This window comes from Sphingomonas sp. AX6 (assembly GCF_902506605.1).
In the GTDB taxonomy this organism is placed as follows: domain Bacteria; phylum Pseudomonadota; class Alphaproteobacteria; order Sphingomonadales; family Sphingomonadaceae; genus Sphingomonas.
In genome coordinates this window covers 1,950,300-1,967,292 of the sequence record NZ_LR733979.1, presented here as the reverse complement: position 1 = coordinate 1,967,292, position 16,993 = coordinate 1,950,300, and the positions used below count along the sequence as shown (strand labels likewise).

Genomic DNA, 16,993 nt, shown 5'->3' with positions numbered 1-16,993 from the left:
CAATGTTCCGCGCTCCCAACAGGGCAATATTTGGAGAATATCCCATGCGAGCAACCACGCTCTCGATCTTCGCAACTGCCGCGGCGCTGGCCGCAACGCCTGCGCTGGCGCAGGAAGCCACCACCACGGCCCCCGCTCAGGACGCAGCCCCCGCAGCCCCCTCGGCTGGCGCGACCGCACAGACCAGCGCAACCGTCAGCGACGCCGAAGTCGATCAGTTCGCGACCGCCGTCGTCGCGGTCGACAAGATCAACAAGGACACGACCGTCGCCGCCGATGCGAAGCAGACGCAGATGGCCTCCGCCGTCACCGCATCGGGCCTGACGCCGGAACGCTTCAATTCGATCGCCACCGCCATGAACGCCGATTCCGCGCTTCAGGCAAAGGTCGGAGCTGCGATTCAGGCAAAGGCACCTGCGCCCGCAACCGCGGCGCCTGCCCCCGCTCCGGCACAATAAGCCCGAGCACGCATACCACCGGTTCCCCGCGGCGGGCGGCTTTGTCCCCCCTTTTCCGCCTGCCGCGGGTCGAACCGGCAACGATATAAAGGCGGCGCGCCCGGTCCCCTCCCCCTTACCCGGACCGGCGCGCCGCCTTTTTGCCTTGTCACTCCCCCCGCACATCGCTAGATACCGGCCCCAATCCGACATCGTGGATGGGCCGCACCGACTTCTTCCAACGAAGAAACGGGCAGCGGCCTTATGCCCGGTGAACGACACGCAATTTCGCGAAGGACAGCTGCGGTGGCAAAGACCTCTCCCGTCGAATTCATCAACCAGGTAAAGGCTGAGACCGCAAAGGTCGTCTGGCCGACCCGCAAGGAAACGGTGATGACCGCGGTGATGGTCGTCATCATGGCCAGTCTGCTCGGCATCTTCTTCTTCGGGGTGGATTCGATCTTCGACGCGATCGTTCAGTATCTGCTGAGCCTCGCGGGCTAAACCCCGCCGACACGCACTGCCTTCACACGCACACGAACAGACGAAACGGGATCACATGGCGCGCTGGTACATCATTCACGCCTATTCGGGCTTCGAGAACAAGGTGCGGGAACAGATCCTCGCCGACGCGACCCGCATGGGCCTCGATGCCCTGGTCGAAAGCGTGGAAGTGCCCACCGAAACCATCACCGAAGTCCGCCGCGGCAAGAAGGTTCAGTCGGAGCGCAAGTTCTTCCCCGGCTATGTGCTGGCAAAGCTTGAGATGAACGACGACGTCTATCACCTCGTCAAAAATACGCCCAAGGTCACCGGCTTCCTCGGATCGTCGGGCAAGCCCCAGCCGATCACCGAAGCCGAAGCCGCGCGCATCCTGAACACCAAGGAAGAAGCCGCCGCCGCGCCCAAGCAGCAGATCAAGGTCGATTACGAAATCGGCGATTCGGTCAAGGTGCTGGACGGCCCGTTCGCGTCGTTCAACGGCGTGGTCGAGGAACTGGACTTCGACAAGTCGAAGGTGAAGGTGTCGGTGTCGATCTTCGGGCGCGCTACGCCGGTCGAGCTGGATTTCGAACAGGTCGAACGGTCGAAGTGAGCGAGGCGATTAGCGCCAGCTAATCGCCGCTCGCCAACGGCGACGCGAACGCGCGGACGGCGGGTGGTGCGTCGCACCGACCCGGCCGACGGCGCGGGATTTACTCCCACGGCCAATGTCTGCCCTTCTGCTATGTTATTTATCGAGCCTTTAAAGTCGACAGGGCAACGCCGCTAATCTTGACCGTCGGTATGATCTGAAATCCCGTGGTGAGTAAAATCGCGTTGTGGCTCCCTGTGCCGGGTAGATAGAATTTTACAGAGATGAATGCTGGTCGTTCAGCATCTTCCTCAAAGATGTCATGATGATCAAAGCGCTATCGGAGCACTTATCGCGAGTTTGAGCAATTAGAGCTACTCCTTATGTTCCAGCGACGGGGGTCGCGCGAGATTTGAGGGGGCATCGAGTTGGCATCACACCCATATATTTCCGGTCCGGGCAGCGTCATCCAAATGATCGGTTATCTTCGGAAAAATTTTCCATCCTCTGTCACTTCAGAAACAGTCAAAAAGTTCTCTCTTGCTCCAAATAATGAGAGCTATGTAATAAACGCATTACAGTTCATCGGTGTGCTCGACGGGGAGGGCAAACGGACCAAAACCGGCCATGATATATTTGTTCTCGGTGATGATGCTTTCCCTAAGTCTTTCGAAGGGCTTATCAAAGATTCTTACAGCGATCTCTTCGAGATTCGGGGCGATGATGCGTGGACCCTCAGTCGGGGTGAGCTAATTTCCTACTTTCGTACCACCGATAAAACCAGCGAAGTCATTGGCGGAAGACAGGCCGGGCTTTTTCAAGCATTCCGTTCATTGGCGGGGTACGCTCAGGCAAATGAGAACCCGACTAAAAATAGTTCATCTAAACCTCGACAAACGAAGCCCCGCGCAGCCTCACCAAAGAAAAATGCGGAAACAAAAGTTAAAATTGATAAACCACTAATCCAAGAGGCGGCGGGGCCCAGTCGTCGAGATATGGCCATGACGGTTAGGATCGAGATCAACCTTCCGGCTAACGGCTCTCAAGAAACCTATGACGCCATCTTCAAGAGCATCCGCGCGAATCTCATTGATGAGTAAGTCATTCGCACATTTCGAAAGGTTAGTTCGCATAGCCTCGGATTTGTGTGTCGCTTCGGACGTCAATGATGCCGAAGCGCACCCCTTCGAAGAGCGAAACATTCATCCTGAGATCGCAAGTGTATCGATGAAGCTCTTCGATGACGGACACTATTCTCAAGCAACGTTCGAAGCGTTTAAATTTATAGACTTGGAGGTAAAACGAGTTTCGGGTGTCAACGAAAGTGGCCATAAACTCATGATGGCTGCGTTTTCCGACAGCAACCCAAAGATAAAATTGACGCGGCTAGTTACTGCTAGTGAAATTGATGAACAGGGTGGATATCGCTTTATCTTCGCCGGTGCCATGTCGGCTATCCGTAATCCACGCGGACACGAGATTAACATCGACCCCATTGGTCGCTGCTTAGATCACCTTTCGTTTGCGTCAGTGCTGTTAAGAAGGCTGGACGATCGTCAACTGGATGCAGGGCTTTAGCTTACGTGACGGTTCTGTAATTCACCCCGCAATCGCCCGCATAAATCCAGCCAGCCGCGCATAAAGCTGCGCCTCACTTAAATCGCCAGCCGTAATCGCCTCAACCCACCGCCCCAAAATTGGCTGTTCGGCGTCATCGTCAGGCACCATCAGCAAATAGCCGTTGATCGCGACGAATTCGATCATCGCGACCGCCGCCGTCCGCTTGTTCCCATCCAGAAACCCGTGATTGCGCACCAGCGCGTGACAGAGATGCACGCCAAGTCGCAGCACGTCACTTTCGCCCTGATAGAGATAAAGATTGACCGGCGCATGGACTGCGCTTTCGATCAGCCCGAAATCCTTCTCGCCCGGCAACCCGCCGAACACCGCGATTTGATCGTCATGAATTTCGCGAACATCGTCCGCGCTCAGCCAGATCGGCTCAGCGACCAAGATAGGTCAGGCTGTTCTTATACTGTTTGTTGAGCGCCTTGCGCAGTTCCTTTCGATCGAGGTCGGGCTGCGGCTTCGCTTTGAAGCTAGGCTGATCCTCCAGCGGGATTCGCACGGTTGCCATGAGTTCCTCCCTTCCAAGGGGTTCAACGAAGTTCGAATATGTGCCCACCATAAGGGCTAGTCAACGCAGCACCCCTCAAGGCACCGAAACCGCCCCCTCCCGCACTTCCGGAAACCCCCGCATCACCGCCCCGGCCAGCTTTGCCGCCACTGCCCCCGGTGCATCGTCCGGCGTGCCATCCGCCTGCGCCGTCAGCGCGCTGCCGCGCCACACCACGCGGCCCTCGGCGCGCGACACCAGTTCGATCGTCAGTTCGGTCATCACCAGCGCACGAAGCTGCGACTTGGTAGAGGGCAAGGTGACCCGCAACCCCGCGCCCTAATTGCCAAACTGCGTCGCCGCACCCGCTTCCTGCCCATCGGCCGCCACCTCGCCCTGTGCGCGCCGCGACACCGCAATCCGCGCGATATAGCGCGCCTGTCCCGCCGCCCCCGGCAGCGCTATGAAGTTCGCATCGATCAGCGCGCGTTCGACCGCTTCGGCAAACACCGTCCGCACCTCGGCGGGTCCGGCATCCTCGGCCAGCGGCTCGACCGTCACCGTCCCCGGCGTCGGCACCGCAGCGCACTGAACCGGCACCGGCGCAGCGGTGGGCGTCGTCGCGGCCACGGCCTGAACGGGCATCAGCGCGGCGGTCAGCATCATCAACGCAATCATGGCAATCAACCTCCCGCCGCCCGCGCCATTCGCGCGCGACTTGTCGGCGGCAATGCTCGGGCGTTTGCGGGACGGAGGCAAGCGATGATCGCGCGCGCCGTCACGACAGGTTGCAGACTACCACTTTTTATCATAAGAGCCCGCGCTTCCAGCGATCGTTCAATGGAAACCTTGCGGGAGGGCGCGTCGCCAGACGGACCCGACTGAACCGCTAAACTTGCACCGGGCGCGGCCTTTCAGGCGGTATACCCCGTAACAGAGTGAGAAACATGGCAAAAAAGATTACCGGCTATATCAAGCTGCAGGTGCCCGCGGGCGCTGCAAATCCGTCGCCCCCGATCGGCCCTGCGCTGGGTCAGCGCGGCGTCAACATCATGGAATTCTGTAAGGCGTTCAACGCGTCGACCGGCGATCTTGAAAAGGGTTCGCCGATCCCGACCGTCATCACCGTCTATGCCGACCGTTCCTTCTCGTTCGAAACGAAGACGCCGCCGGCATCCTTCCTGATCAAAAAGGCCGCGAACCTGAAGTCGGGCTCGAAGGAGCCGGGCAAGATTTCGGCTGGCAAGATCAAGCGTTCGGCGCTGACCCAGATCGCCGAGACCAAGATGAAGGACCTGAACGCCAACGACATCGAGGCTGCGACCAAGATCATCGAAGGCTCCGCCCGCGCAATGGGCCTCGAAGTGGTGGAGGGCTGAGATCATGGCCAAGATTAGCAAGAAGCAGAAGAACTGGTCGATCGACGGCGAAAAGCTGCACGGCATCGACGAAGCCATCAAACTGGTGAAGGACAACGCGACGTCGAAATTCGACGAAACCGTCGAAATCGCCCTGAACCTTGGCGTCGATCCCCGCCACGCAGACCAGATGGTCCGCGGCGTCGTCACCCTGCCCAAGGGTACGGGCAAGACCGTTCGCGTTGGCGTATTCGCCAAGGGCGCAAAGGCCGACGAAGCACGCGAAGCGGGTGCGGACGTGGTCGGTGCCGAAGACCTGATGGAAACCATTCAGGGTGGCAAGATCGAGTTCGATCGCTGCATCGCGACCCCGGACATGATGGGTGTCGTTGGTCGTCTGGGTAAGGTGCTGGGTCCCAAGGGCCTGATGCCAAACCCCAAGCTCGGCACCGTCACCATGAACGTCGCCGAAGCGGTCAAGGCTGCCAAGGGCGGCCAGGTCGAATATCGCGTCGAAAAGGCCGGGATCATCCATTCGGGCATCGGCAAGGCGTCGTTCCCGGCGGAAGACCTGCGCGCGAACTTCGACGCGCTGGTCGATGCAGTGGTCAAGGCCAAGCCATCGGGCGCCAAGGGCAAGTATGTCCGCAAGATCGCGCTTTCGAGCTCGATGGGCCCGGGCGTGAAGGTCGATACCGCGGAAGTCGCGATCGCCTGAACCTGACGCCATTCGCGCAGAACCATCAAAGGGTCGGGAGCCAGTCTCCCGGCCCTTTTTTGTGCGTTCAGCCTGGGTTGGGTGTTGACGCCTCACACACCCCGTTCGTTTCGAGCCAACTCTAGAAACGCGGGCTGGGTACGCCGGTCGCGTTTCTAGAGTTGGCTCGAAACGACCGGAGAAATGAAATGTTGTTGCTCCGCCTTTTGTGCTGGCGACGACAACCCGCTATGTAGGGACGGACGAAGCGTCGTCCGGCGTAACGGGGCGACGTGACAAGGGAAAGAGTTTGATGATCGGTTCAAAGGCGCTCTGGTTGGTTTCGGTTGCGGGTCTGGCTGGCCCTGCATTTGCACAACAGGCCGCGCCGCAGGTGCAGGCACCGCGCGCCACTGCGCCCACGAACCAGCCGCGAATGGTGCAGGCCGTCCCCGCCCCCGTTCAGATCCCGCCGCTGTCGGATGCGCAGGCGACCGAGCTTCGCGAATTGCTCGCGAACAATGCCCGTGCCGAAGGATTGCGGGCGGCGAACGAAACGCGGTTGCAGCCGATTTCCACGGCGCAGGACGCACTGGTTTCGGCCGCGCTTGACCATGCCCGCGCGGTTCACGCCGGACGGTTGGCCGAAGAGGATTTTCAGGAGGATTGGGCGCTACGCCCCGCCTATTTCGACCCGCGCCCCGGCTTTGCCAAGGCCGTGCAGGAAAACCGGATCGGCCAGTGGTTCGCCACCCTGCCACCGCCCTGGGCGGGCTATGACGGCCTGAAATCCGGCTTGACCCGGTACCGCCAGATCGTCGCCGATGGCGGCTGGAGCAGCGTCCCCGCCGGGCCGGACCTGACCGTTGGCAGCAAGGGTGCGCGCGTCGCGGCACTGCGCAAGCGGCTGGCGGTCGAGGATTCGACGGTATCGGCCGACGGCGACGGCTTCGACGCTGCGCTCAAGGACGCGGTGATCCGCGCGCAGCGCCGCTACGGCCTCAACCCCAGCGGCCTAGTATCGACCCAGACGCTCGCCGCGCTCAACGTGCCCGCACAGGCCCGCGTGCGCCAGATCATGGCGAACATGGAACGCTGGCGCTGGATGCCGCACGAACTGCCCGCCAACCGAATCCAGGTAAACATCGCCGCCGCGGTCGTCACCGTCTTCGAAGGTGACAAACCAGTAATGTCGATGCGTGGCGTCACGGGCAAGCCCGGCGACGAGACGCCGATGCTGTCATCGACCATCCATTCCATCGTGCTCAACCCGCCGTGGAACGTCCCCGCCAGCATTGCGCGCGAGGAACTGTTTCCCAAGGGCAATGCGTATCTGAAGGCCAATGATTTCCGTATCATCGGCGAAGGTCCTAACCGGCGGTTGCAGCAGATTGCCGGACCAAAGGCGGCGCTTGGGCGCTTCAAGTTCGATTTCGACAATCCGTTCGCGGTCTATCTGCACGATACCCCCGCCAAGGCCGGGTTCAGCCGCTTCGACCGGCTGGCAAGTCATGGCTGTATCCGTTTGGAAAAGCCGCACGAACTTGCCAATTACCTGCTTCGCACCTCGAGTGAATGGGACGATACCAAGGTGCAGGAAACGCTCGACAGCGGCAAGACCGTGCGAGCGCAGCTGACCACACCTGCCGAGGTGTATCTGTTGTATTGGACCGCATTCGCCAGCGGTAATGGCGACATCAATTTCCGGGCCGATCCCTATAATTGGGACACCAAGCTGGCCGACAAGATCGAGGCGCGCCAGGCCCGCCAGATCGCTGCCCGCTGATATCAGGAGAGATGACCTTGAACACCCGCGCGCTTGTCGCCCTCGCCCTCCCCGCACTGATGCTGGTCGCCTGTTCGGATGAGCCCGAGCCCGCGCCGGTCGAGGAGAATATCGCCGAGTTCGAAATCGAGGAGCCGGTTCTCAACGGTCCCGATCCAATGATCGAGCCGGCTCCCCTGCCGATCGAAACGCCGACCCCCACGCCCACCCCGACACCCGAACCTCTGCCAGACGAGGCGCAGATCCAATTCGATGCGGAGGCAGCGGGGATGACCGCACGGGTCGATCGCAATGCACCGCCCGAGGATGCGCCGGTGGAGCCGGTTCAGGATTAGCGCCGCGAACGCTTGGCGACGGCCTGAGCAAGGGTGACATCGGTCATGCCCGTCAAAGACCTGCTCGGCCGGCCAAAGCCCACCGGAGATGAGCGGGCGTTGATTTCGGCAATTTACCGGCGTCTCGGACTGCCGCCGCCGAACCGTCCTGGGCGTTCGGACGACGACGGGCTGGCCACGGCTTCGCCCGCCCCCGGACCGCGCGATGGACCCGGCCCGCTCACGGGCGCCGCGACCGTCGATTGACGCGCGTAGGCCGTAAGAGGCCGGAACCTGACGTCAAGTCAGCACGTTTTTAAGGTTATGATCCACCATGTCTCCCTCGGCACAAGTAACATGTCGCGCGCACGCGCCTTCTATGACGCGGTAATGGGCGAACTGGGGATGCGACGCACCTTCGACGCCGAAGAGGCGGTTGGCTATGGCGCGGGGATAACGGTCTTTAGCCTCAATCTGCCGACAGACGGCGCGCCCGCGACGCCGGGAAACGGTGTCCATATCGCGTTCGAGGTGGAAAAGCGCGTGGCGGTCGACGCCTTCTATCGCACCGCGATCGAACATGGCGGGATAAGCGACGGCGAACCGGGCCTGCGTCCCGAATATGATGCGAACTACTACGCCGCGTTCGTCCGCGATCCGGACGGCAACAAGATCGAAGCGCTCACTTTCGTCGCTGCCTGAACTCGCAGCGCGACGCCTCATGCCCGGCGATAGATATGCGGCATCCAGTTGCGCGTCACAGTGACCTTTGTTCCCAACCCGGCCAGCGGATAGAGCTTCTCGGCGAAATCGACCGGCACGCCAACGCATCCGCGCGTCACTGCGCCGGGATCGACATTGCTGCCGTGGATGGCGATGCCGGTCCAGGTCAGGCGCATCATGTAGGGCATTGGTGCGCCGACATAGATGTTCGAGGTGTGATCGACCTTCTTCTGCAAGATCGGAAAAGTGCCGGTGGGCGTCGGCTTGCGATCGGTGCCGAGGTTGACCGCCGCGCGCCCGATCTCGACCCCGCCGCGATACACATAGATGCGCGACACCTCCAGATCGACGACGACCCAGAGAGGCCCGCTGGTGGCGCCTTCGGTATCCCAGGCGAACTCGCCGGGCTCCAGCGGCGACGGCAATTCCATCACCACGCGGACGTTGTTCGCGCTGGTGGCGGCAGTGTTTGCGGAAACCTGAGGCGAGAACGACAACAGAAACAGCGCAATCGCCAGTTTCCATCCGCTTTCAAACAACCCCTTCGCATTAACCAACTGCATCGCCCCTGCCTCCTGTTCTGATACGCTTCATAACGCATCTTGCAGCGATTCGGGCAGGGGCTGATTTCGACTGTCCGTGAATGGAACAGGTTTGGTGGGCGTAAAGGGTATTTTGGTTAACGGAGTTCGCCACCATCAACCGTCACCCCGGCCGAAGTGCCGGGGTCCACTAAGCCACTTGCGCACCGCATCGTCTGCGGCGTTCACGCTTGCCGCCCGGTGGACCCCGGCACTTCGGCCGGGGTGACGGTGAGTGCGCGGGCATGCGTCTAATGAGCCACCGCCCTTGACTCCCCCGCCCATCCCGCTATTGCGCGCGGCTTGTCGTGTTCGGGTTCGCCCGCTCGCGACGCCGTCCGAGACAGCGAGTGGCTGGATTTGCCAGCCTTGATCTCTCGCCTAGACGGGGAATGCGTTTTTTCCGATGCCGGGTTACCCCTGAGCGTTCGGGTCATGTGCCACTATCCTGGCCGCGACGACCATGCCCCCTTGGACAACTACCGATCGACCGGGCCTTGCGCCTGGCCGTTCGGCGTTACCCGAGCCGGCTCATGGGGAGCCGGTTCATTCGTAAGGAGACCGGCATGGATCGTTCCCAGAAGACCGACGCCGTCGCCGAGCTGAACCGCACCTTCAATGAGGTCGGCGTGGTGGTCGTCACCCGCAACCTCGGGATGACCGTCAAGCAATCGACGGACCTCCGCAACAAGATGCGCGACGCCGGTGCGAGCTATAAGGTCGCAAAGAACCGCCTTGCCATCATCGCGCTCGAAGGAACCGATTACGGGTCGCTCGCCGACCTGCTGACCGGTCCCACGGCGCTTGCCACCTCGACCGATCCGGTGGCTGCCGCCAAGGCAGTGGTCGAATTCGCCAAGACCAACGATCGTATCGAGATCGTCGGCGGCGCGATGGGCAAGACCGTACTCGACGCGGACGGTGTGAAGGCGCTGGCATCGCTGCCATCGCTGGACGAACTGCGTGCGAAGCTCGTGGGTCTGCTGGTTGCACCTGCAACCAAGATCGCGACGATCACTCAGGCACCGGCGGCACAGCTTGCCCGCGTTTTGGCGGCGTACAGCGAGAAGGAAGCCGCATAAGCGGCTTGCGGAACACCAGATACTTTATCAACCGATTGATTTGATAGGATTTATACCATGGCAGACCTGAACAAGCTGGTTGACCAGCTTTCCGAACTGACCGTCCTCGAAGCAGCAGAGCTTTCGAAGCTGCTCGAAGAAAAGTGGGGCGTCTCGGCCGCAGCAGCGGTTGCAGCACCTGCAGCAGGCGGCGGTGCAGCAGCACCCGCAGCCGAAGAAAAGACCGAATTCGACGTGATCTTGACCGGCGATGGTGGCAAGAAGATCAACGTCATCAAGGAAGTCCGCGCCCTGACCGGCCTGGGTCTGACCGAAGCAAAGGCGCTCGTCGAAGGCGCGCCGAAGCCGATCAAGGAAGGCGTCAACAAGGACGAAGCCGACAAGATCAAGGCTCAGATCGAAGCAGCCGGCGGCACCGTCGAAGTCAAGTAAGCCGCAGGCGGGACGCGGACCCAAGGGTCCGCCCCCGCCAAGGCCGGCCGGCAGCGAAGCTGTCCGACGGCACGGGATTCACTCCCGTGACGGCCGTGGCGAGTTGGCTACGTTCAAAACCAAAAGAGGGGCGGTCCAGCAATGAGCCGCCCCTCTTTTGGTTTTGAACGTAACGGCACCGCACTCGCCCATTGCGGCGCTGCCGAGGGGCAGGCAGTCTGAACATGCAAAGCCCCTCGGTAGCAAAAGATTACGACGCTAGACATGCCGAAGAAAGCTTGAATATGCGAAGAAAGGCCCGCAGGTGGCAGCTCCGAACAGGCCAGCCGGGAAGCTTGGCAAACTAGGTCACGAACACGCTCGGCCCATGAACCTGATGTGGGGAGTGGCGTTCAACCGATTAGCTGTCGTTACGATGGTCGTCGCCGGTGTCGGCGGCACAGCCTGTTCGGTCGCCGCCACGCGCCAGCAGGTCAGCGCCGTCATGGAGATCGGCGGGAGCAAGATTGCAGTCTCGCCTCAGGAAATGAAGGCGCTGTCAAAACTGGGCAATTTAGTCCGCAGCGGGCAGAGTGCTTCTCAGGAGCGTGCGTTGGCAGAGGCGCGTCGTGTCGCGAGCGGTCGTGACGCGCGCTATGCCCTGGCGCTTTATGAGCTGGAGATCGGCAGGCGGCGCGACGACGATGCGATGCGCGCGCAAGCGCTTGACGTGCTGGTCGCAAGCCAACTCACCAGGCCCGACAGGCTGCCCGGTCACTTGGCGGCGCGCGGGCAAATCGCATATCAAACAGGCGATTTTGACACGGCGGGAAAACACTGGGCACGATTGGCCGAATTGACGCCGTCCGACCCCGATGTGTTCGCCAATCTAGCGCAGGTCCGGCTGGCGCAGAAGGACGCGCTTGGTGCAATCGATTTGCTGCAGCGCGCCATCGTCACGCGCAAAGGCCTCGGTCAGGCAGCACCGGAGGGATGGTATCGACAGCAACTTAGCATTGCTCAGCAAGCCAGTCTGGAAACACCGGGCATCGACGCCGCACGGACGCTCGTCACCGCTTATCCGACGCCAGCCAACTGGCGCGCCGCATTGGTCGTTTACCGGGAATTGACCGCGCCTGAGGGTGCGCTGGAAATCGATCTGCTACGCCTTACCCGCCATGTAAACGCGTTTGCTCAAGCGGCCGAATATCAGCGTATGGCCCAACTTCTCAACCAATCTGGGGAGCCGAGCGAGGCAAAGGCGGTGCTCGACGAGGGCATAACGCGGGGCCTGCTGGATGCAGGAAAATCGCCGACACGCGAGATAATCGCCGAAGTGGACCGGGCGATGTCGATCCGAAGTGTATCACCGACAAGATCGGCGACGCCGGACAATGTCGGGACACAAATTAGACTGGGCATGTCGGAGTTGCGCGCTGGTCGGAAAGCAGAGGCCGAAGCCACGTTCCGCGCTGCGGCGACACGACCGGGGGGCGGGCCTTACAGCGATCTCGCTTTTTTTTGGTTGGCGTCGTTGACGCAAGGTCAACGAAAATCAAACTGAAGCCGTATTGCAACCCCCGGCAACTGGATGTCAGAGACACTTTTCGCATTTCAACAATCGCACATGCTTCCTCAAAGCCGCAAGTTCGCACGCACGCCGATGATATCCAGCCCCGGATTCTGGCCGCCGAACAATTGTGCGTGGCTGACATGGATCCAGCTCGCCTCGATCGACAGGCGTTCGCTTGCCTGAAAGCCGACCGCGAGTTCGGGTTCGAACAGCACGCGGCTGCCCAGGTCGGTACGCAGGTTGGTCGCCGGATCGACTCGGAAATCGGGGCCGTCGTGAATGGCGATACCGATGCCGGGGCGGACATAGACGCGGTCGCCCAGCTTCCAGCTTAGCCCGGCAGCAAGCAGCTTGGTCTCACCGTCGAGATTCACGACGGCGACGACATAGGGCTCAGGCGAACCGATCGCCGACAAGGCCTCCACCGGCGCGAACCGGTATCCAGCCTGAAGGTCGATCCCGCGCTCGCCGATATCCTTTGTGAAAGGAGTCTCCACGCCATGCGCGGCGATGCCGCCCCATATTTCCTGCGCCGCCGCAGGGAGCGGAGCCGCAAGCGCCGCCGCAACCAGTACTGCCGGAATTCTCAACGCCACTCTCCCGATCGAATATGCGCAGCATGACGGTGCCAGGCAAAGTTGCAAGCGGAAGCGGTCGGCCTCAACTCGCCTTGCGCAGAGGCGTGTGAAGGCGCGCGCCAACCTCTCGCGTTACGCCGGGGCCGCGGTCGAGGAAGATCGGGCCTAGCTTGTTTGCATCCTGTGCGCCCTTCCCCAGCACGAACGCGACCGATTTACGTTCTTCGCGCCCGTCCGCCCATGTGTAGCGCGCATCGATCATCATGATCGGTACGCAATAGCTGCGCCCGCCCGTTTCGACCGGATTCACTTGGCCGAGTGGCATCGACAGCTTTCCATTCAGGCCGCGTGCCATTTGCGGGCCGACGTCCAGCGCGGTCGCGGGCGACTCCGGGCGTTCGGCAAAGAAACGCGCGATCTGGGCGTCCTGATCGGCATGCGCGGTGAGCATCGCGGTCGCGACGTCGAGCGAGGAAACCGCAAAGTCGGTATGGTTTTCCGCGATCAGTTCGAATTCGAGCATCAACTGCGTCATGCTGATCGTGATGCGCTGGGCATTGAGGATGAAACCCAGCCCGCCGCCATTGGCGCGTGGACGTGGCATCGGCGGCGGCAGCGGCACCACGGGTGCGGCGGTCGGCTTGGTCGCCAACGGATCAGGCGAAGGGGGCGGGCTGGCACGACCGAGTGCAGGGATGCGCGTGGTGATCAACCCCTTTGGCAGCGTAGCATCGCTCGCCGCCGGAGCAGGGACCGGAATTGAGGCTGCGGCGGGCTTGGGCGGCGTCGGCGCACCGGGCACCGCGCGGCGGACTGCCGGACTCGTGACTTCGCCCGGCACGCGACGTACAGGGACCGGCGCAATTGGCGCACGCGGTTCTGCGCGCGGCACGACGGGCTCGACATCGGCTACCGGTTGCAGAACCTCGTGCGTCTCGTCCGCATAGGCCTCATCGGCGGTGCGACGGCGGCGACGGAACAGGAACCAACCGGCCCCGCCCGCCAGTGCCAGCGCGACGAGCGCGACCAGCCAGCGCGGCAATCCGCCCGATGGCTGGTCGATCGTGCCGGGCACCGGAGTCGCATCGGGCAGCGGTTGCGGGGTCGGCTCGGCAACGTCGGGCAGCGGCACCGGGATGGTGTCGGTGGGTGCCTGACCCTGTGGCTGCGTCTCGATCGCAGGGGTCGGCGCGGGTGTCGCCTGTCGCGGCGCGGGCGTCGGAGTCGATTGCGGGGTCGTCGCTCGAGGTTGGGTGGCGGGCGCAGGCCGCGGGGTGATCGTCGGGACCACGACCGGCGGCTGAGCCGGCGTTTGGGTTTGCTGCGGTGCGGGTGTCGGTGTCGGCTCGGGTGCCTGCTGACCAGAGGGCGGCAGCGACCAGTTCCCCATCGGGGGGACGAAGCTTTCCTGGGTGTTCTGGGCAAGCGCGGGGTCACTCGCCAAGGCGAGCACCGACGCCATCGTCATGAGGACGGCACGCAACACGGGGAATCGAACGGATCGGGAAATGGGCATCGCCACCCTCAACGAGCCATTCACGCCTGAATGCCAGCAAAATCTGCCCTCATTCGCGACGAACCGAGCCAACGTAACGACAAATTGCTTGCGTGCGCCCGGTTTGGATCAAGGCGACACTGCCCTGCCGCTCGCCAGACGACTCCGTCAGCTTCGTGCGTTACCAGCCCGGTTGGGCGGGTATCTGGGGCAGTGCCATCAACTGGTCGTGCGTGTATTGGCCGCGCACGTCCCAATCGTCTCCGTCGGCGACGCGCTGCAACCCGTCCACCGGCACGCGCACGTAGCGGTCGGGATCGGTCTCCTCGATCTCGACGATCAGGTGCGTGACGGTGCCGCCGGTGTCGCGCTCCAGCGCCTCTACGTCGCCAAGATCGTCGCCGCGCCAATCCTTGAAATCGGCGTCGAGCAGTTGCTGCTCGGTCAAACCGAACGCGACGGCATCGACCGGTGCTGCGACCATCATGTTGGTATCGCCGGGGGTCGTGCCCATGCTGGCCTGGGTGGCCATGTCGTTGGCAGGCGGCGGAGTGGGTTCGTCGTTGTTGCACGCGGTGACGAGCAGGGCGGCACCGGTCATGGCGATGACGCGGGTTGAAATAGTCATGGGGTAAGCTCCGTGATTGCGCTGTCGCAAGGATCAACCCGTAACGGAGCCGGTTCGTTGCATCGCGGCATTGCGGTTTCGGGACCCGCGCCGCGCGATCCATTCGCTCATCACCAGCGCCCCCAGTGACAGCACCACCGAAATAATCGCCAATCGCAAGACCGCCCCCTCTCCACCCGGCGTCTGGAGCAGCGAATAGATGGCGATCGGCAGCGTCCGGGTTTCTCCCGGTACGTTCGAGACGAAGGTGATCGTCGCGCCGAATTCGCCAAGCGCCCGCGCAAAGCCAAGAACGACACCCGCAAGGATGCCAGGCAGGCTAAGCGGCAATGTGACGCGGGAAAAGCTGCGCCAGCGCCCTGCTCCCAGCGTCCGCGCCACTCCCTCCATCCGCACGTCGACGGCTTCGATCCCCAGCCGCATGGCGCGTACCATCAGCGGTAGCGCCATGACGCCCGCCGCGATCGCCGCTCCGGTCCAGCGGAACAACACGGTGCCCCCCGTTATCGCCTCGATGATGCGCCCCAGGGGACCGGCGGGCGCGAAGGCCAGCAACAACAGCCAGCCGGTCACGACGGGTGGCACCACCAGCGGCAAATGGATCGCCCCGTCGAGCAGCAGCTTGCCCGGAAACTCGCGTCGCGCGAGCAGCCAGGCCAGCGCATAGGCCAACGGCAGCGTCGCCCCGACCGCGACCAGCCCGACGCGCAACGATAAGGCGACGACCTGCCATTCAGCGTCGGAAATCATGGTCGTGCGAAACCGTGACGTGCAAAGACCGCCTGCGCTTGCGGCTCGGTCAGAAATTTGCGGAAGGCCGCCCCTTCACGCTCGCCCGCGGTCAGCAGCGCGACTGGATAGCGGATGGGAGGATGCAACGATGCGTCGAACGTCGCGACCACGCGCACGGCATCCGACTGCGCGGCATCGGTGGCATAGACGACCCCGAGCGGCGCGGCGCCGCGTTCGACCAGCGCCAGCGCCGCTCGGACATTTTCGGCACGTGCAACACGCAGTTCCACCGCCTGCCACAGATTGAGCCGCGTCAACGCCGCCTTGCCATAGCGTCCGGCGGGCACCGCGTCGGGATCGGCCATCGCCAATCTCCCCTCCCCCAACGCCGATGCCAACGGGGCACCCGGCACGAGGTCGAGCGCGATCGTGGATCCACGCGGCGCGACCAGCACGATGCGGTTGGCGACGAGATCGGCGCGACTGCCCTCGATCACGACGCCTGCCGCTTCAGCCCGGTCCATCCAGTCGCGGTCGGCAGTGATGAGCAAATCGGCACGCGCACCCGCCATCGCCTGACGCGCGATCGCGGAGGATGCGGCATAGGACAGAACCGGCGGCGGATGACCCTGTGCGGTCCAGATGGCCGCGACCTCGTCCAGCGCGCTCTGCATACTCGCCGCCGCAAGCACCAGCGGGCCTTGCGGCATGGGATCGCGCTCGCTCGCCAACCACCATCCAAGGCCGGTGATCAGCAATGCCGCCATCAGACCGATCGTTATCCGTCTCATCGGCCCGTCATGCGCGAAACGGATGTGGCGGTAAACGTCTCAAACTGTAAGCCGCCCCGTCCGTGCCGGGTACAAGTCAGTCCTTCCTGGTCATTGATCCGATCGCGTTGCGCCCGAAACTGGCGATCAGCTCTCCGATCTCACGCGCCTGAGTGACCGATCGGCTGCCTTGATCGCGCAGATATTCGGCCTGAATGCGCATCACCTCGGACACGTCATTGGCCTGGGCGGCGGCGCGCATCGCCCGAAACGCTTCCTGGGTGTTGGCCTCGGCCTGGTCGAGCATCTTGGTTCCGAGCTGGGAAGAGCTGTCGGCGACGGCGCTCCCGGTTGCCTGCATCCGTTCGGCGGCCGCGCGCATCTGGTCGGTCATCGCTTCACCCGACTGCTTGGCGGCATCGGCTGCCTGATCGCTGGACTTCTTGGCCATGTCGCTTCCTCTCGCATCCCGCCTGTCGGGCGGCGTGTTCGTCAGATGCGTGGACGCTTCACCCGCTGCTTGGTTCCCTTACGGTCCCGGTCCGACCCGCCTGCCACAACGTCCCGTCGGACGTACAAGACATGACAAGGGCCGGGTCTGGCGCTCACCGGACCCGGCCCCGTCATTTCAACCCCG

Annotated in this window: 24 protein-coding genes; 13 read left to right on the top strand and 11 right to left on the bottom strand. The window is 62.7% G+C overall.

Annotated features, from left to right (window positions below; all coding sequences use genetic code 11):
- Nucleotides 1–44: 44 nt before the first annotated feature.
- The 5 genes from ENHY17A_RS09445 (at nt 45) to ENHY17A_RS09425 (ending at nt 3,090) form a co-directional block, all read left to right on the top strand.
- A complete protein-coding gene (locus ENHY17A_RS09445; protein ID WP_159712168.1) occupies nt 45–458 on the top strand; it encodes a DUF4168 domain-containing protein in 414 nt (137 codons plus the stop codon).
- Between the two features lie 285 nt (nt 459–743).
- Nucleotides 744–941, top strand: a complete 198-nt coding sequence (gene secE, locus ENHY17A_RS09440; protein ID WP_159712166.1) for a preprotein translocase subunit SecE — start codon at nt 744–746, stop codon at nt 939–941.
- A 55-nt stretch (nt 942–996) separates the two neighbouring features.
- Complete coding sequence (gene nusG, locus ENHY17A_RS09435) at nt 997–1,533, top strand: transcription termination/antitermination protein NusG (RefSeq protein WP_159712164.1); 537 nt, start codon at nt 997–999, stop codon at nt 1,531–1,533.
- A 452-nt stretch (nt 1,534–1,985) separates the two neighbouring features.
- Nucleotides 1,986–2,612 carry a DUF5343 domain-containing protein gene (locus tag ENHY17A_RS09430; protein ID WP_201296376.1) on the top strand — a complete coding sequence of 209 codons (627 nt, stop codon included), beginning with the start codon at nt 1,986–1,988 and terminating at the stop codon, nt 2,610–2,612.
- On the top strand, nt 2,605–3,090 hold the full coding sequence (locus tag ENHY17A_RS09425; RefSeq protein ID WP_159712160.1) for a TIGR02391 family protein: 486 nt from the start codon (nt 2,605–2,607) through the stop codon (nt 3,088–3,090). Before ENHY17A_RS09430 ends, ENHY17A_RS09425 begins: the two co-directional genes overlap by 8 nt.
- Before the next feature lie 21 nt (nt 3,091–3,111).
- Here the strand turns inward: ENHY17A_RS09425 and ENHY17A_RS09420 are convergent, their stop codons facing one another.
- The 4 genes from ENHY17A_RS09420 to ENHY17A_RS09410 form a co-directional block, all read right to left on the bottom strand.
- The gene (locus tag ENHY17A_RS09420; protein ID WP_159712159.1) at nt 3,112–3,525 is read right to left on the bottom strand and encodes a type II toxin-antitoxin system death-on-curing family toxin; all 414 of its coding nucleotides are present in this window, start codon (nt 3,523–3,525) and stop codon (nt 3,112–3,114) included.
- A complete protein-coding gene (locus tag ENHY17A_RS14830; RefSeq protein ID WP_268893993.1) occupies nt 3,515–3,649 on the bottom strand; it encodes a hypothetical protein in 135 nt (44 codons plus the stop codon). The genes ENHY17A_RS09420 and ENHY17A_RS14830 overlap by 11 nt, the downstream gene beginning before the upstream one ends.
- Nucleotides 3,650–3,724: 75 nt before the next feature.
- Nucleotides 3,725–3,910 carry a DUF4136 domain-containing protein gene (locus tag ENHY17A_RS09415; protein WP_236547842.1) on the bottom strand — a complete coding sequence of 62 codons (186 nt, stop codon included), beginning with the start codon at nt 3,908–3,910 and terminating at the stop codon, nt 3,725–3,727.
- 57 nt (nt 3,911–3,967) lie between these two features.
- Complete coding sequence (locus ENHY17A_RS09410; RefSeq protein ID WP_159712157.1) at nt 3,968–4,306, bottom strand: hypothetical protein; 339 nt, start codon at nt 4,304–4,306, stop codon at nt 3,968–3,970.
- Between the two features lie 269 nt (nt 4,307–4,575).
- On the opposite strand from ENHY17A_RS09410, the gene rplK reads away from it, so the two are divergent.
- The 5 genes from rplK (at nt 4,576) to ENHY17A_RS09385 (ending at nt 8,485) form a co-directional block, all read left to right on the top strand.
- On the top strand, nt 4,576–5,007 hold the full coding sequence (gene rplK, locus ENHY17A_RS09405) for a 50S ribosomal protein L11 (RefSeq protein ID WP_159712156.1): 432 nt from the start codon (nt 4,576–4,578) through the stop codon (nt 5,005–5,007).
- Nucleotides 5,008–5,011: 4 nt separating this feature from the next.
- Nucleotides 5,012–5,704: a 50S ribosomal protein L1 gene (rplA, locus tag ENHY17A_RS09400; protein WP_159712155.1), complete on the top strand. Its 693-nt coding sequence runs from the start codon at nt 5,012–5,014 to the stop codon at nt 5,702–5,704.
- Between the two features lie 292 nt (nt 5,705–5,996).
- The gene (locus ENHY17A_RS09395; protein WP_159712154.1) at nt 5,997–7,469 is read left to right on the top strand and encodes a L,D-transpeptidase family protein; all 1,473 of its coding nucleotides are present in this window, start codon (nt 5,997–5,999) and stop codon (nt 7,467–7,469) included.
- A 17-nt stretch (nt 7,470–7,486) separates the two neighbouring features.
- A complete protein-coding gene (locus tag ENHY17A_RS09390) occupies nt 7,487–7,804 on the top strand; it encodes a hypothetical protein (RefSeq protein ID WP_236547841.1) in 318 nt (105 codons plus the stop codon).
- A gap of 303 nt (nt 7,805–8,107) precedes the next feature.
- Complete coding sequence (locus ENHY17A_RS09385; protein ID WP_159712152.1) at nt 8,108–8,485, top strand: VOC family protein; 378 nt, start codon at nt 8,108–8,110, stop codon at nt 8,483–8,485.
- 17 nt (nt 8,486–8,502) lie between these two features.
- Here ENHY17A_RS09385 and ENHY17A_RS09380 read toward each other — a convergent pair whose 3' ends face one another.
- On the bottom strand, nt 8,503–9,069 hold the full coding sequence (locus ENHY17A_RS09380; RefSeq protein WP_236547839.1) for a L,D-transpeptidase family protein: 567 nt from the start codon (nt 9,067–9,069) through the stop codon (nt 8,503–8,505).
- A gap of 584 nt (nt 9,070–9,653) precedes the next feature.
- On the opposite strand from ENHY17A_RS09380, the gene rplJ reads away from it, so the two are divergent.
- The 3 genes from rplJ to ENHY17A_RS09365 all read left to right on the top strand — a co-directional run bounded on the left by rplJ (nt 9,654) and on the right by ENHY17A_RS09365 (nt 12,144).
- A complete protein-coding gene (gene rplJ / locus ENHY17A_RS09375) occupies nt 9,654–10,169 on the top strand; it encodes a 50S ribosomal protein L10 (RefSeq protein ID WP_159712151.1) in 516 nt (171 codons plus the stop codon).
- Between the two features lie 57 nt (nt 10,170–10,226).
- Nucleotides 10,227–10,601, top strand: coding sequence for a 50S ribosomal protein L7/L12 (rplL, locus tag ENHY17A_RS09370; RefSeq protein ID WP_159712150.1), 375 nt, complete (start codon nt 10,227–10,229; stop codon nt 10,599–10,601).
- Nucleotides 10,602–10,968: 367 nt separating this feature from the next.
- A complete protein-coding gene (locus ENHY17A_RS09365; protein ID WP_159712149.1) occupies nt 10,969–12,144 on the top strand; it encodes a tetratricopeptide repeat protein in 1,176 nt (391 codons plus the stop codon).
- 71 nt (nt 12,145–12,215) lie between these two features.
- On the opposite strand, the gene ENHY17A_RS09360 is transcribed toward ENHY17A_RS09365, so the two are convergent.
- The 6 genes from ENHY17A_RS09360 to ENHY17A_RS09335 all read right to left on the bottom strand — a co-directional run bounded on the left by ENHY17A_RS09360 (nt 12,216) and on the right by ENHY17A_RS09335 (nt 16,807).
- Nucleotides 12,216–12,743: an acyloxyacyl hydrolase gene (locus ENHY17A_RS09360; protein ID WP_159712148.1), complete on the bottom strand. Its 528-nt coding sequence runs from the start codon at nt 12,741–12,743 to the stop codon at nt 12,216–12,218.
- A 70-nt stretch (nt 12,744–12,813) separates the two neighbouring features.
- Nucleotides 12,814–14,217, bottom strand: coding sequence for a hypothetical protein (locus ENHY17A_RS09355; protein WP_236547838.1), 1,404 nt, complete (start codon nt 14,215–14,217; stop codon nt 12,814–12,816).
- Nucleotides 14,218–14,407: 190 nt separating this feature from the next.
- Entirely contained in the window at nt 14,408–14,854 is a 447-nt protein-coding gene (locus tag ENHY17A_RS09350) for a PRC-barrel domain containing protein (protein ID WP_159712146.1), read from the bottom strand.
- A 33-nt stretch (nt 14,855–14,887) separates the two neighbouring features.
- Nucleotides 14,888–15,604: a molybdate ABC transporter permease subunit gene (gene modB, locus ENHY17A_RS09345; protein WP_159712145.1), complete on the bottom strand. Its 717-nt coding sequence runs from the start codon at nt 15,602–15,604 to the stop codon at nt 14,888–14,890.
- Entirely contained in the window at nt 15,601–16,377 is a 777-nt protein-coding gene (gene modA, locus ENHY17A_RS09340; protein ID WP_159712144.1) for a molybdate ABC transporter substrate-binding protein, read from the bottom strand. Before modA ends, modB begins: the two co-directional genes overlap by 4 nt.
- A 76-nt stretch (nt 16,378–16,453) precedes the next feature.
- Complete coding sequence (locus ENHY17A_RS09335; protein ID WP_159712142.1) at nt 16,454–16,807, bottom strand: phasin family protein; 354 nt, start codon at nt 16,805–16,807, stop codon at nt 16,454–16,456.
- Between the last annotated feature and the right edge of the window lie 186 nt (nt 16,808–16,993).